Below are 14,526 nucleotides of genomic sequence, written 5' to 3'. Positions count from 1 at the left end.
AAGCCCAGAAGTGTCCTTCCGCTATCCACATGAAAGCGTCGGAGGTGCCTGGCTGCTTGTCTTGTACTGGTTGGCCATCGTGCCTGTTCCAGATAGCGCCGGTAATGCCTTACCGCTTCAAAGAACTTCAAAGCCGCATCTGGATGCCCGATTACGGTTGTGGGCCAGTCCTTGCCGCGAAGCCAGCAAACTTCTGCAATCCACCCATGGCAGCCATTGGTGAACGGATTTCCAAACCGCTTTCAGGCGCTTTGTGTGGCCAGCAGGGAGCCGGAGCCAATGCAAGGTAGACCCGCTTCCTGGCACATCTGGGCCGAACATCACCCTCCAGATTGTCGCCTGCGGCTGATGGCGATCGCCTCGCGGAAGCGTCCACGCGCCGCTTCACGCAGTTGGGAGAGGCGGCAAGCGTTCCGCATGGCAAGGATGACTGACTCCTCGTCCGGGTGCCTCGCCAAAAAGGAGGCAGCAAGAGCCGCCAGCTCCTCGATGGGGATCTCGCTCGGATCTCTTTGTTGTCCAGGATCTGGGCTTCGGAAGATCGACCAGTGCGTGGGATCGGACTCCGCGGGCCAAACAAAGGCACCCCCTCCGTCGTTGGTTCGCCGGCAAGTGGGTGGGATCGCCACGGTGACCCGCTCCTGGATCTCGCGCCCGGCGCGCTGAAAGCCGTGCGCCCGCGCAACACGCTGGACCAGCCGGTCAAGGCGGAGCGGCCCTTCCCTTACAAGGATCGTGCTGATGATGGCGGAGAGGACGGGGCGGTACTCGTCCTCATAGAAGCGGCTCGGATCCGCTGCAGGACCGTCCTCCTCGGTGGCGGACAGAACCTGCTCCAGAGGCGCCTCGTCGACGTCATCGACTTCGGCCTGATCTGTGGATGGTTCCGAGATGGGGGCAGTGGCCTCCTTCAACCGCGCGCGCCCAGCCTGAGCATCTACCAAGGCCACCTCAAGGGCCGCATGGAGGCGCTCCGTTTCCCGCCCGGCGTTGGTCCACCAGTCGGTCGACCAGATGCGCAGGATGCGCCAGCCAAGCCCCTCGAGCACGGCCTGCCGTAGCCGGTCGCGGTCTCGAGCCGTGGCACCCCGGTGGTAGGTCGCCCCGTCGCACTCCACCCCGGCCAGGAAGGCGCCGGGCAGGTCCGGGTCAACCACGCCGAGATCGATGCGAAAGTTCGACACCCCGATCTGCGGGTGCACGACCCACCCCTTGGCTCGAAGCCGCTCTGCCACCGCCACTTCGAAAGGGCTCTCATGGTCGCCGAGAGGCCCTGTCGGAACCGTCGCGAAGGCTCGCGCACCGTGTTCCGCAAAGGCGAGGAACTGCTTGAGATGAGTGACACCGACCGCGCTCGTCCGGGCAAGGTCGATCTGCTCTGGCCGCAGGCTCCCGAAGGCAACCAGCGCCTCACGGGCGCGGGTGACCGCCACGTTCAGTCGCCGCTCGCCCCCGGACTGGTTCAGCGGCCCGAAGTTCATGGCCACCCGCCCCGTCGCGTCAGGCCCGTAGGTCAGCGAGAAGAGCATCACGTCGCGCTCCTCGCCCTGTACGCTCTCCAAGTTCTTCACCATGACGGGCTCAGCCGCGTCGTCCGAGAAGAAGGGCTCGAGTGTGGGATCCTCCCGGCGGGCTTCGTCGAGGAGGTTCTCGATGAGGGCCTGCTGCTCCGCGTTGAAGGTGACGATGCCGAGCGAGCGCGGCCGCCCTCCGGCCAGCACGCTCCGGAGCACCGTGAGCGCCTCGGCCACAACGGCCCTGGCTTCGGGCTGGTTGGTCCGGGCACCCGCACGGGCGTAAAGGCCGTCCGGCACGTGCCGGAAGGACACTGCTGCGTCGCGGGTGACGGGAGAGGGAAAGGTCACCAGCCGCCCGCCGTAATAGGCGTGGTTGGAGAAGGCGATCAGGCTCTCGTGGCGGCTGCGGTAGTGCCAGGTCAGCTCGACGGCCGGCACGCCGGTGCCGAGGCACTCGTCGAGGATGGATTCCAGGTCCTCGACATCAACCTCAACGGCACTGCCTTCGCCGTCGTGATCCGGCAGCGCCCGCTCGAAGAACCGCGTAGGGGGCAACTGCTTAGGGTCGCCGACCACGACGACCTGCCGGCCGCGGCCGATGGCACCGATCGCGTCCCAGGTCGGGATCTGGGAGGCTTCGTCGAAGACCACGAGATCGAAGGGCTCGGCATCGGGTGGCAGGTACTGCGCGACGGAGAGCGGGCTCATCATCAGGCAGGGCGCGAGCCGCCGCAGCGCGCGCGGCATGCGGCTGGCGAGCTGGCGGACCGGCAGGTGCCGCTGGCGCTTGGCCAACTCGCGGGCGAGCACGGCGTATTCCGGGTCATGCTCCCGCTGAACCTTGCCGGGGATGGCACTGGCGAGCCGGGCGCGGGTAAGCCGGGAGGCGAGGCTCAGGAGATGGGCGTCGAGTTCCCTGAAGCGCTCGATCCGCCGCTCGTGGCGAGCGGCCACGAAGCCCCGCAGACGCGGCGAGGCCTCGACGACCAAGCCGATCCACCAGCGGGCATAATTCGCCTCAAAGGCCCGCACGGCGTCGCTGGGTGCGACCAGCCCTGCCTCCATGGCCCGGAGCAGGGGCGAGAGGCCGAGTGCGTCGCCGCGCTGCGCCATTCCGCGCCAAGCGCACCAATCCCGCAGATGGCGCGCCGCGCCCGACCAGCTACGGAGATGATCGGCCAAGGCAGGGGCCCAGTCCTCGCGGGAGGGGTCGAGGATGGAGAGGGGATTGGCACCGCTCAGCGGCGCGAGAGCCTCCATCGCGGTCCTGGCCTCCGACCACGCGGTGCGAAGCCGCTGCAGAGCGCTGCCGACGGCGCCCGCCGGTGCCAGCAGGTCGGCGCCCTCGCCAGCGAGCCGCCGCAGGTGCTCGCGAAGGGCAAGCAAGGTGGCGGTGTCGGGTGCCGCCGCGGCGGTCGCCGCACGGAGACTGCGTGCCCAGGCATGGCCGGCCTCCAGGCGAGAGAAGTCCGTCTCCAGTCCCTGCCAGCGTGAGCCTATTGACGTCGCGAGCCGTGCGCCAGCCGCGGCCAGGGCACCCTCGATCTCCTGCATCTCAACCAGCCGCGCCAGATCGGCATCGCAGTCATCGGGCACGGAGCCGGTCGCCTCGGGTGCGAGGCGGCGGCGCAGGGCGCGATGACCCAGGAGGCGCGGCAGAACCCAGCGCTCACTCGCCGCCTGCCACTCGGCGCGGATCTCCTTCAGCGGCAAGGCCGTAACCCCGGGGTGCCAGGACGCCGTCAGCGCCCCGCCCAGCTCCCGGTGCCGCACGGTCCGGAGCGCCTCGGCCCGCAGGCTCTCCATTGTGGCCTCAGCACCCTCCGCTAGCGCCCAAGCGCCATCGGCCGCGGCCGAGTCCAGCAGCAGCCCCGCCAGGGTATCGAGCGCTTCCAGCGACGGGTGGGCTGCGGTGGGGAGCGGCAGAGCCAGGGCCCTCGCTGCTGCAGCCGCCACATCGGGCAGGGCGGCGAGGCGGACGGCCGTGGTGTTTGCCGCCTCGAGCAGCCGCGTCTGCCAGGGCGGCGACCACTCGGCGGTGTCGATGCCGGCAAGGGCTGCGGCCGAGGCGATGTCGCCGACCTGGGTCAGGATGGCCGCCGCGTCGCCGACCACCTCCTGCAGGCGCTGGTAGTCGCCGGTATCGTGGGTTTCGGCGCCGGGCCAGGAGAGGGCGACGTCCGGAACACCTCCTGCCTCGGCGCGCAGGACGGTGCCCATGGCCCGGAAGGGCGTCCAGCCATTGCGCCCACGGTGGTGAAGCTCCTGGACATAGCCGTTCAGCTCGGCCCTCAAGGCGGCGATCTCCTCGCCGGCCCGGCTCCACTCGCCGGCGTCCAGGGCTTCCTGAGCCCCCTGGGCGCGGTTCATCTGTTCCAGCACGGAGACCTTGCTGGTCTTGGCCGAGAAAAGGTCGAGGCAGAAGTCGCCGAGACCGACCTGTCGCAGGCGCCGCTGCACGACCTCCAGCGCGGCACGCTTCTCGGCGACGAAGAGCACTGTCCGACCACGTGCGAGCGTGTCGGCGATGATGTTGGCAATCGTCTGGCTCTTGCCGGTGCCGGGTGGGCCGATAAAGACGAAGCTGCGCCCGGCGCCGGCTGCCGCCACGGCCCGAAGCTGTGAGCTGTCGGCCTCCAGCGGGCAGACCAGGCCGACGGTCTCCGCCTCAATGTCGGGAGTTGGTGCTACAGGGACTGCCTCGGCCGGCTGTCCAGGATCGCGCGCCTCCCGCTCGACTGGGCCGTCCATCAACCTCCGTGCGACCTCGCTCTCCCGCAATGCGCCGGCGCGGTCGGCCAGGTCCTTCCACATGAGGTACTTGGTGAACGACAGGTTGGTGAGTGCGACGTCGTCCGTGACCTCCCAGCCCGGGATGTCGCGCAGCTTGGCCCGGAAGGTGTCGAGGACCATTGCGACGTCGATGCCGGCCTCGTCCTCGGGCGGGCGCTCGGCTTCCAGGGAGGGGAAGCCGATGGCGAACTCCTGCTTGAGCATCTCCAGCAAGGTGGAGTTGAGCCGCGTCTCGTCGTCATGGGCGCGCAGCGAGAAGCCCGAGCGCACGCTCGGCCGCTCCAGCATTACCGGTACGAGGATGATGGGAGCGCGGTAGGGCGTCTCCTTGCCCTTCGCGCGCCAGAGGAGAGATCCGATAGTCAGGAATAGCGTGTTGGCGCCGCCCTCCTGCTGGTTAGCGCGCGCGGCGCGAAAGATCTCGGTCAGCGCGTCCTGAAGTGACTTCTCGTCTCGCCCGACGATCAGCTCGCGCCGGGCTAGCGCCTCGCGCGCGAAAGCTCGGTCCGCCTCCTCCTGCATGCGGGCCCGGTGCAGCCGCGCACTGCGGGGGTCCGCGCCGTTCATCAGGTCAGGCCAAGGCCGGAAGCGCAGCACTTGGGCCTTGGTCCGGCCCCGCATACCCGCCAGAAGGTTCTCGAGCCCTGGCGCATCCGGGCAGTCGATGGCGAGCGCCTGCTTGCCGCCGGTCTTGAGGTTGAGGAGGCGGTTGCGGCCGGAGAGATCCAGGAGACGTCGGCGCCACCGCTCCAGCCGATCCGCCGGGGAGGCAGGGATTGGCTCGGGCTCGCCAAGGACATCCTCGCGGAGCACCGGCGGCTCCTCGGGCGCGAGCTCGGCCGTGGGCGCCTCCTCCTCGTCGGCACCCGGCTGGAGGGCGTAAGCCGCGACCTTGGCCGTGAGCGGCCGGATGCGGCGCTGGCGGGCGCGGTGGACGTCGATCACCGCCTCGAAGGCATCGTGCTTGGCCGGGGTGACATGGGCCGCCCCGGCCTCACAGGCCCGGCGAAAACCTGCCTGCCCACGGCCGCACGCGAGGGTCGTCTCGAAGAGGAGAAGGTCGTCAAGCGCGAGCCGCGTCCGCAGACCCGGCGCGTCATCGGCAACCGAGTTGCCGAAGTCGTGCCGCGTCAGCCAGAGGCCCGCGAAGGCGTGGCCGCGCAGGAGGACGATAACGGGCCTGAGGCCCATGGCCTCAATGCAGGCGCTGAAGAGAACGGCCAGGTCGAGGCAGGTGCCCAACCGCTCCTCCAGGATCTGCCGTGGCGGACGTATCCGCTGGCCGATCTTCTCGAAAGAGGGTGGAGGGTTCACGTAGCGGATGTCGAGCGAGCAGACGGCGCGCCACAACGCCTCGGCCTGTTCCCAGACCCTGGGCTTGCGGCCCTGCTGGTAGCCCTCCAGCCCGTCGGGCTTGCCACGGGCGCGAAGGTTGTCGGAGGCAAGGCGCAGGATGCGGGCGACGGCCGGGTCATTCGGCTCGACATAAGCTGCGAGGAGGTCGGGGATGCCCTCGGCGCCGCCCCACTCATTGTGGGCCAGCACGCGGAGGTCGCGGCGGAGCTCGGCCGGTACCTCGCCCTCGGGACCAGCCCGCCGTACGGTGAAGGTGGCAGTCGCCCGGGTGCCCTCGGTAAGGCTCGCCAGATAGGGACCGTCGAGGGTCAGGTCCAGTTCGGACAGCACTCGGACTTGGCCACGGGTGACGCCCTGCAACCGCCAGTCACGCGGCGCGATGACAGCTGGCTCGCAGAAGAAGCTCAGGGTGACGTCGCCCAGGTCCTCGGCATCACCTGCGTTGAGGGTCAGCTCGGTCAGGACCGGCACGTGGTTCTGCCACAGCGCCACGTTGATAGCCGGCTGAAGAGTGGCAGTCAGCGTCACAGGTGAGATTGGAGACAGATCAGATCCGGGAGGAAGATCACGCACGTCCTTGCCGCCGGTCGTCTGGTCCATAGGTCCCCCTTATTCCGGAAAATGGAACAAAGTTGGCCGGCCAGCAAGGCTAACCAGAAGAGGCTGCAGCGCTCCAACCGGGGGAAGCTGGCTTTGCAGACTTCGTCTCCCGCTCCTCAAGTTGCTCATCTTGTGTCGATCGGCAGGGGAACTTACCACAGGTCGCTGTGGCCAGCGCCGTAAAGACCATAGCTGGTGCAGGTTCTACTACGACCAGCATGCAACGCTTGCACACGCCACATCGTGGCGCGGTAGATTGCACGACCGCCGTGAGCAGACTGGGGTGCAATCAATGCAGAACGAAGTTGTCCCCGCCGGGGCACCCTGGTCTGGCATCGTGCCCAGTGGCCGGATCCTGCGCATTATCGATCTACATGGGCAGCAGGCCGTCGATTTTCTCTGCTACAATGCTGCGGATCCCGAGGAGCGTTACCACGCACCGAACACGATGAAGGCTGCCGGCACCATCTTCTTGACGGCCGGACATGTGCTCTACTCGGATATAGCAAGGCCGATCTTCACCATTATCGAGGACCAGTTCGGCGGTCACGATACAATCGGCGGCTGCTGCAGCGCGCCGTCCAATCGCATGCTCTACGGTGTGGAGGACTGTCCCGGCTGCCGCGAGAACTTCCTGCACGCCCTTGCTCAGCACGGACTAGGGCGGCGCGACATCGTGCCGAACGTCAACTTCTTCATGCGCGTGCCGGTACTGCCGACCGGCAACGCGGCGATTGCAGAAGGTGTCTCGCCGCTGGGTTGTGTGGTTGCACTGCGAGCAGAGATGGATGCGCTGGCCGTGATCTCCAACTGTCCTCAGGTCAACAATCCCTGCAACGCCTACAATCCAACGCCAATCCAGGTTCAGATCACCTGATCCCTGAGTGCCTAACCGCAGTCTGTCAGATATGGCTCGAGGGCTCCGGCGCGCCGCGCCTGACGCCGCAGCGGCATTCTTGACCAGGAGAAGGTTCACGCCAGACCCGCAAACTGCTGAACCAGGGCTGGGATCCAATGCGGCATTGGTCGGGTCTGAGTGCTCAGCCGCCTGAACAACGGCGAGCACTGTCTTCGTCCGCCCACTTCCGTCGACGGCTTGGTCCGGTAAGATCTCTACCTGCGGGTAGCCTTCAGCCTTCGTGTCATCACTCATGTGGACCATGATGTCGGCTTGAAACTCCCTGCTCCACGCCGACCCGGCACATTCACGGCCCTCGCTGGAAGACGGGCCTCGTCGCGGCGCTTACCATCCCGCACTTGCCTCGCAGCTTCGGGTTCGGTGGGCTTACCTGCCGGCGCTTGTACCCCGCTGGTCAGAATGCGAAGGCGTGTCGCCGTAGAGCTCTGCCTGGCTTATTCCCGGTGCCTCCGGTGGCAAGGAGGCGTAGAAGTCGCGCTCGGCTTGAGTTGGCGTCTGCATGCTTGTTCCCAGATTGGCAAAGAAGAGTTCGGTCTCCATTTCGGTGAAGTCGTCGATGGTGATCTCCCCAGCAAGAGCTTGCCGAATTTTGGTGAGAGACGAACCAGAGGTCTGTTCGAACAATCTCCCCAACCGAATCCAGTGCTCAATCTGAGCGGCCGTGGATCGGTTCAGAAGACATCCTTCCTGCTCAGCCGCTTCAACCAAAGTGCCGTCAATCTCCACGGTTTGCTGGATCGTAGGCAATGCTGGCCCCCTTCGGCGTCAAAAGAATACCCAGGTTGGATTAGTTGCGCTTGTATGGGCAGCGGCTTGGCCAACAGCGTAGGCGCGCTCAAGGCCGGGTGCTGATGCCATTACGTGACTCCTCCGTTACCAAGGTCCTTCAGATAGGAATGTACGGCATCGGCCCTACCAGCCCTGACAAGGCTCTCGGCAGTCTGGCCACCGAAGCTTGGTAGGGGTTGGCTGCGGAACCAATGGATGGCCGCCTCGTAAGCAGCAGGCCCGCCCCTGAGCGCGACCGCTTCGCCGAGGATGCTGATGACCGGCCCCAGTCGCGCGTGGAGCTGAGCGTCGGCAAAGTGCCAACGGGTTCCATCGGGCAACCGGCCATGCCGGGTGGCTGTGGCAAGTGCCACTTCGAACAAGCCGACCGCGTCGATCTCATCCTTTGCCGTCACCACGAGGCCCGCACCTTTGGCGGCGAGAACGCCCTCGGGCACGAAGAGCACGTGGGCCTCGCCAACTTGCCGGTGGTGGACCCCGAGGTCGAGCGCGCCGGTCATGAGTAGGCTCCGCTCTGCATCCGGGCCAGAATGTTGGAAACCTGGGCCTCACCCTCCGCGGTGTTCAGCAGGTCGATCGGGCGCGCGCCACCAAGCGCGGGCAGTGGCGCCGAGAGCCATCGCGACAGCCAGGCGGCAGCGTCAAAACCGACCGGGTCTCCCGACTCACGAACCATCGCCTGCACCTGGTGAAGGAGCCTGTCGGCTGTCTGCGGTGTCACTATTGCCTCCCATCGTGCAAAGAGCGGGGTACACGCGAGGCGGGCTCGTCCTCACCCTGCGGAAGCGGTGACGGCAGTCCTTGCATTGTGCATCTCCTCATCCGTTTTCCGCTGCCTCAGCGAGGTCGGCTCGGCTTCTCCGCGACGCCTCGTCGGCCCTTCGTGCTGGGCAGGGCAGGGCCGCAGAGTTCGAGGGCGAGCCTGCTCGACGTGAGGCAGATCCTGGATGGACCAGGCCCCCCGAGAACCTGCTCCACCTGAGCGGGGATCGGTCGGGTCACGCGCCTGTCGACCGGCTCATAGGTTGCGGATGCCAGCCGAGGCGAGCCAGGGCTTCCGCCACGTCGGGTCGCACAACACCTTCGTCGACACGATCGCGATCATCAGTCCACGAGCAGTAGAAGGTCAGGTAGCTTTCGCCCCTCCTCCGGAGGTCGGCGACGATCTCCCCGGCCTGGCGCCAGCCTGTACCCCACGGCTCGGCGGCGTGCCCCTCCTTCCGCCAGTCCACGTTGCATAGCGCGGCATAGAGTGCCTGCGCAAAGCCATCGTCCCCAACGGCTGCGCGAATGGCGTCGCTCATCATGAGTTCGACCTTGAGATCTGGCCCCTCCACCCTCACGGAAGCCGCCGCCCGATCGTGCCATCAGCCATGCCCCACTCCTGCGCGCCACGGCGGCGCATGAGCAGGCGGTGGGATGGCTCCAAGTGGCTCAACATTCGTGCGCCGGCCAGCTTGATGATCCTGCGTTCTCGACCGACGACGTGGCGGCCTTCAGTCCGGGTATTGTTCCTAGACGAGCCGTGAGCCCCCGCCATGATCGTCAGGCTCCTCCGAGCCTGTCGAACACCCTCAGGCAGCCATGACAGAAGAGCCCTCTTCCCCTCGTCCAGCACGAAGTCGCCCGCCGCTTCCAGTGCCGCCATCTCTGGTGACTTACCCCTTCCATCTCTGCGCGCAGGCCGCGGTGACGAATTTGGCGGGGCGGACCCTGCAGGGAGGCAACCCAGCGGAGGCGCCGCCCTCTGCCCCACCCTGATCGAAGGCCGGACAAGATCAGGCGGCATCGGCAGGCGCCAAGCCCCGCGCAACCGCCATCTTCCACGGCATCGCCACGTCACCTCGTTCAGCTCGCCCGAGGATGCCGTGAACGAAACCCCGCCGGTCGCAGTCGCACCCGATCCTTACTGGCCCAGTCATTGGGGATTTCCCGGTAGAGGTGGGACTCAGCGTCACTGTCCGGGTCCTGCCCAGTGCTGATGGTGCATCGCGTGCTCATGATCAGGTTCCCTGAAGCGGGGCCGGTGTCGCTGCGGCCAGCTGGTGCGAAGAGGCACGAGTTCCTGCCCCCTACGGTGTACTACCCCTTCAGTCCACGCTGGGCCGCCACCTGAGCGTAGAAGGCAAGATTGCGTATAACTTGCCGGCGCCTCTCCACGAGCCTCGATCCTTCCAACTTCGCTGCTGCCACAAGACTGTCGACGTCCTCGAGCATGTTGTAAGGCCTTCGGCCATCCAACCGCACGTCACGCGACACAAACCAGTATGCCCGATCCCAGCAGGTCAGCTCAGGCGGGAACGCCTGCAACACCACACGGATTGTTGGATGGGGGCGCTGACGACGAAACTGGAACTTGGGAAAGTACTCGACCCCGTCGTGCTCTACCGCGAAGATGTCACCGTCACTGCGCCATTGTGGAGCGGCTTCGCCCAGGCTTTCAATCTGCACCGATGGATGGTGGCGGAGGAAGAAGGCGGGGCCCTCCGCCTTTATCCACTCTGCCCAATCCCTGAAGTCGTTCTCCAGCTGCTCGCTCGGTATAGCCATTCTCATCCCTTCCTCCGCTGCAGGTTTCACTCACCTTGACTGGTACGCGGACACCATGCCCTGGTGCCTAACCTCTATGCTGGAGGACGCACTTACCTGTTGCGCGCCACCAGCGAACACCGCGCCGCACGCTCGCTGACCTCGTCGGAAGCGGTGCCAGGCGCTCGCAGGATCATGCAGGTCCAAGTGGCCAGCCGTGCGCGAGCGGGTCTGAACTTCAAGTAGCTGCTCGCTCATGTGTAGACCCCGTACTGCAGGCGGATGAGCAGGAGCTCGACCTGCTCCTTGCCCGCGGCCGTGCCGAGCAGGTCAACCGGACGCTGCCGGTCGAGTGCCATAGCAGGTCGCATGAGCCAGTCGGCCGCGGTCTCTCTCGAGCCGAAGACCTCCGCCGCCTGCCTCAGGACGTCGCCGGCCAAGCGCTCCAGCTGGACCAGCTGACGAACCCCGTCGCGCCGGGCTGCGGCATCCAGCGCCGCGACGGCCTTGCGATGCCGGCGCTCCTCGTCAGAAGCGCTCACCTTCGCTCTCCTCCGCTATCCAGGCAGGCGCGCGCCGCCTCCAGCACGCGCCGCACTCCCTCCGTCCCGCTGTCGAACAGAAAGTCGAGGGGAGAGCCCCCCTTAAGCCGCGCGTTCGCCGCCCGGAGCCAGGCTGCGCGCGACGCCTCGTCCCGCAGACCCCACCGAAGAGCGGCGTTCAACCCGAACAGCAACCCGACGCGCTCGAGGAGTGGAAGCGAGAAGGGCAGCAGCGTTTCCCTGTCCTTGTTGGGGCAAGGGGCTCGCGCTCTGGCATCGTCGGGCGTCAGGTGGCCGAGGAGGGCCAGGGTGTCATCCAGCCCGAGCCCCCAGTCCTGGGTAAGGCTGGACCACTCGCCGTCCGGGCGGACGAACAGCCACCGGTAGAGGGCACCCCTGAACACCTCCATCGCGCGTGCCTCCGGCAGCGCGGCAAGGCGCGCGCGCAAGCCTTGGGCAGGGCCGCTGAAGGGGTGCCGTTCGCTGCAAGGGTGCCGGGCCCCGACCTCGCGCAGCACGGCTCTCCGCTCCTCGAAGAACATGCGGCCCCAGGCCTCAGGGTCCATGCCCTCCTGCAGGCCGTGCACCAGTAGCCCAGCACCGCCTGCTGGACCGGAGCCCCACCCGGATAGCGCGGCAGGCGGCCGGTCATGCGGTCAAGGCGCACGACGCCCTCCCACAGGGTGCCGCCGGCGTCGTCGAGGACGCGAAGCTCGTCCCCGTCCCTCAGCGGGCGGAGGCTGTCGTAGCCCGGTAAGCCGTGGTCGAGGAGCGACCAGATCACGCCCTCGGTGCCGGTCTCGTAGAACGCGAAGAGGAAGCCGCGCACCTCCTCTGCCGACGGCTCGCTGCCGGCTTGCAAGCCGGTGCCCTCCCGGCCCTTGGTCAAGCCCGCGCCTGTCCGTGGAGGGACAGGCTGCGCTCAGCCTGCCGGCGCCTCTCAAGGATCCTTGCGCCTGCCAGCCTTGCCGCGACGACCAACGCCTCGGCATCGTCGAGCGCCTCGTACGGCCGCCTGTCACCCAGCCCAGGGTCAGCCGACACGAACCAGTAGGCTCGATCCCACGCGGTCAGCCCAGGCGGGAAGGCCGAGAGCACCGCGCGGATGGTGGGATGCGGGCGCCCGGCACGGAACTGAAACGTCGGGACGTACTCGACCCCCTCGTACTCCACCGCGAAGATGTCCCCCTCGTCCCTCCAGCGGGCAGCAGAGCCTTCCAGGTTCTCGATCCGAACTGATGGATGGAGGCGGGCGAACAAAACAGGCAGCTCGGCCAGGAGCGTTTCTGCCAACTTCCCCAGGTCCTCCGGTCCCTCGCCGTCAGCCACAATCTTGGTCATGAGCGCCTCCACTCCAGCTTCCATTGGTCCAGGTCGACGCGGACGCCTCGCCTCGGTGCGCCGCCTGACCGTCGATCACGCTGCTCGCCCACCTCGCCCGTTCGCTGGACAAGGACCCGGTCAGCCATAGACACTGGGCCGACGACGCTTGAGCAGGAGATCGACCCGCTCGCGACCCGCGGCCGTGCCGAGCATGTCGATCGGGCGCTTCTCGCAAAACGCCAGGGCAGGCTGCATGAACCACTCCGTGGCGGCGTTGCGCGATCCAAGGACCTCGGCTGCCAGCGCCGGAAGCGTGCCGGCCAGGCGCTCCACGTAGGGCAGCACACGGGCCGCATTTTGCCGGCGCGCCGCATCCAGCTCCTCGACAAATGCGAGGTGGCGACGTTCCTCATCCGACGGCGGCCCAGCCGCCTCCTCGACGCCCAGGTCGGCACGGGCTGCGTCCAGTACCGGCCTTACCCCCTCCATCTCGCTGCCGCGCAGAAGGTAGGTGGGATGGAGGCCAGCTAGGCGGGCGTTCCCCGAACTGAGCCAGGATGCCCGCGACGCTGCGTTCGGGAGACCACACAGAAGGGCGGCGTTCAATGCGAACAGCAAACCGAGGCGCTCAAAGACTGGGAAGTAGAAGGGCAGCAGCGTCTCCCCTCCCCGCTCCGGGATAGTCGCTGATGGGCTGTCCGCCCCCGTAACCGGATAGTTGAGCACCATCACGACCTCGGCAGGATCAAGTCCCCAGCCATAAGCCAAGCCGCGCCACGCCGCGCCGGCGCCGGACCCGAGCCACTGGCGGAGAGCACCTTCGAACAGCTCCTCGGCGCGCTGTTGTGGTAACGCGGCGAGACGCGCGCGCAGACCGTCGACCGGGCCGCTGAACGGGTGCAGCTTTCCCTGCCGAGAGCTTCGCGGTCCGGGGCGCAGTACGGCCCGCCGGCGTTGGGCGAACAGGCATCGCCACGTCTCAGGATCCACGCCCTTTTGCGTGCCGTGGAACCACATGCCCAAGGCATCCTCCCCGTACAGGTCTCCGTCCGGGCGAGAGGTGAGCGGGAAGGCAAGCCGCTCAAAGCGCACCACCCCTTCCCAGAGGGTGCCGCCCGCGTCGTCGAGCACGCGGAGTTCGTCTCCGTTCTCCAGCAGATGGAGGCCCTCGTGACTTGGCAGACTGGGATCACGGAACGACCAGATCACCCTCTCAGTGCCGGTCTCGATGATTGCCTCAAGGAAGCCACAGGCTTCTCGCACTAACTGACCGAGACATTCTGCAGCCTGCTTTAGCACGTTCAAGCCCACGACTGCCTCCATCGAAGAACGCGGGCAATTCGCCCGACCTGAGCCTTCCACACGCAAGAAGGTCCCACTGACCACGGCTCCATGCAGTTATTGTATGAACCGCCGGATCAGCCGTCCATACAGTTTTTGTATAAATCAGTTTTTCGCATAGCGAGGCGTGGTGCACTTTTGGCAAGGCGCCGCTACGCCATATGTCTTGGTTCCGTTCCTCAGCGACGCTGCGCAAGCTTCTCGTTGAGCAGCGGCAGGCTGCAGGACTCTCGCAAGCCGAATTTGCTAGCCGGTTAGGACGCCCGCAGGCATTTGTTTCGCGTCTTGAGAGCGGGCAACGCCGGCTTGATGTATTTGAGTTCGTAGCGATAGCGCAAGCTCTGGACCTCGACCCAGTAAATTTGTTCGCAGAGGCAATAAAAAATTTAGTTAAGACAGGATGAGCAAGCCGCTATACTCGCTTTCCATTCTGCCACATTCCCACGCAGATGCTGCGAGCCTTGTCGTTGCTTGAGATGAGAAAGAGAGCCGACCTAAGCTCAGGACTCATTGATCCAGAAGAGCACAGTGGCCGCGAGGCAGATGGCAGACATGAAGGTGTGGGCACATCGGTTGTAGCGCATGGCGATGCGGCGCCAATCCTTGAGCCTGCCGAACATGATCTCGACAGTCTGAACGCAAATGACAAATGCCTCCGGCCTGGGCAGCGGGGCTGGTGGGGATGACGTAGCGGATCTCGACCTCGCCGTTGGTGATGACGACCCGGGCCACGAGCCACTCGATCAACTGCCGTCTCTGCTCCCAGGTGGCTTGCTCGAGGCCCTGGCTGATGCGTTGGCTGAATTCTTCCAGGCTT

General features: G+C 66.5%; 13 protein-coding genes and 1 pseudogene. 3 read left to right on the top strand and 11 right to left on the bottom strand.

Annotated elements, in window-relative coordinates; genetic code table 11:
• Positions 1–223 (top strand): hypothetical protein (locus tag D9599_RS31740; RefSeq protein ID WP_232481056.1); only part of this gene is annotated, 223 nt, incomplete at its 5' end.
• Positions 224–320: 97 nt separating this feature from the next.
• Here D9599_RS31740 and D9599_RS28750 read toward each other — a convergent pair.
• A complete protein-coding gene (locus D9599_RS28750; protein WP_198384763.1) occupies positions 321–6,158 on the bottom strand; it encodes a DUF3320 domain-containing protein in 5,838 nt (1,945 codons plus the stop codon).
• Between the two features lie 400 nt (positions 6,159–6,558).
• On the opposite strand from D9599_RS28750, the gene D9599_RS28745 reads away from it, so the two are divergent.
• Positions 6,559–7,143, top strand: coding sequence for a DUF1989 domain-containing protein (locus D9599_RS28745; RefSeq protein ID WP_198384762.1), 585 nt, complete (start codon positions 6,559–6,561; stop codon positions 7,141–7,143).
• A 408-nt stretch (positions 7,144–7,551) separates the two neighbouring features.
• On the opposite strand, the gene D9599_RS28740 is transcribed toward D9599_RS28745, so the two are convergent.
• The 9 genes from D9599_RS28740 to D9599_RS28700 form a co-directional block, all read right to left on the bottom strand.
• Positions 7,552–7,932, bottom strand: coding sequence for a TA system antitoxin ParD family protein (locus tag D9599_RS28740; protein WP_198384761.1), 381 nt, complete (start codon positions 7,930–7,932; stop codon positions 7,552–7,554).
• Positions 7,933–8,042: 110 nt separating this feature from the next.
• Positions 8,043–8,474, bottom strand: a complete 432-nt coding sequence (locus D9599_RS28735; RefSeq protein WP_198384760.1) for an antitoxin Xre/MbcA/ParS toxin-binding domain-containing protein — start codon at positions 8,472–8,474, stop codon at positions 8,043–8,045.
• A complete protein-coding gene (locus tag D9599_RS28730) occupies positions 8,471–8,695 on the bottom strand; it encodes an MbcA/ParS/Xre antitoxin family protein (RefSeq protein ID WP_309228748.1) in 225 nt (74 codons plus the stop codon). The genes D9599_RS28735 and D9599_RS28730 overlap by 4 nt, the downstream gene beginning before the upstream one ends.
• A 277-nt stretch (positions 8,696–8,972) precedes the next feature.
• Positions 8,973–9,281 (bottom strand): hypothetical protein, encoded by a 309-nt coding sequence (locus tag D9599_RS28725; RefSeq protein ID WP_198384758.1) that lies wholly within the window; start codon positions 9,279–9,281, stop codon positions 8,973–8,975.
• A gap of 775 nt (positions 9,282–10,056) precedes the next feature.
• Positions 10,057–10,524: a hypothetical protein gene (locus D9599_RS28720; protein WP_198384756.1), complete on the bottom strand. Its 468-nt coding sequence runs from the start codon at positions 10,522–10,524 to the stop codon at positions 10,057–10,059.
• 233 nt (positions 10,525–10,757) lie between these two features.
• Positions 10,758–11,045, bottom strand: coding sequence for an antitoxin Xre/MbcA/ParS toxin-binding domain-containing protein (locus D9599_RS32375; protein WP_309228747.1), 288 nt, complete (start codon positions 11,043–11,045; stop codon positions 10,758–10,760).
• Positions 11,042–11,611: an antitoxin Xre/MbcA/ParS toxin-binding domain-containing protein gene (locus D9599_RS28710; RefSeq protein WP_198384755.1), complete on the bottom strand. Its 570-nt coding sequence runs from the start codon at positions 11,609–11,611 to the stop codon at positions 11,042–11,044. Before D9599_RS28710 ends, D9599_RS32375 begins: the two co-directional genes overlap by 4 nt.
• 319 nt (positions 11,612–11,930) lie before the next feature.
• Positions 11,931–12,386: a hypothetical protein gene (locus D9599_RS28705; RefSeq protein WP_198384754.1), complete on the bottom strand. Its 456-nt coding sequence runs from the start codon at positions 12,384–12,386 to the stop codon at positions 11,931–11,933.
• A 120-nt stretch (positions 12,387–12,506) separates the two neighbouring features.
• The gene (locus D9599_RS28700) at positions 12,507–13,679 is read right to left on the bottom strand and encodes an MbcA/ParS/Xre antitoxin family protein (RefSeq protein WP_198384752.1); all 1,173 of its coding nucleotides are present in this window, start codon (positions 13,677–13,679) and stop codon (positions 12,507–12,509) included.
• Between the two features lie 191 nt (positions 13,680–13,870).
• On the opposite strand from D9599_RS28700, the gene D9599_RS28695 reads away from it, so the two are divergent.
• Positions 13,871–14,113, top strand: a complete 243-nt coding sequence (locus D9599_RS28695; protein ID WP_198384750.1) for a helix-turn-helix domain-containing protein — start codon at positions 13,871–13,873, stop codon at positions 14,111–14,113.
• 96 nt (positions 14,114–14,209) lie between these two features.
• Here the strand turns inward: D9599_RS28695 and D9599_RS28690 are convergent.
• Positions 14,210–14,338: pseudogene (locus tag D9599_RS28690) on the bottom strand (transposase); the annotation flags it as partial.
• Positions 14,339–14,526: the final 188 nt, after the last annotated feature.

This window comes from Roseomonas sp. KE2513 (assembly GCF_016107305.1).
Lineage (GTDB): Bacteria > Pseudomonadota > Alphaproteobacteria > Acetobacterales > Acetobacteraceae > Roseomonas.
Note: the sequence above shows the minus strand (reverse complement) of the source record. Positions and strands in the feature narration are given on the sequence as shown.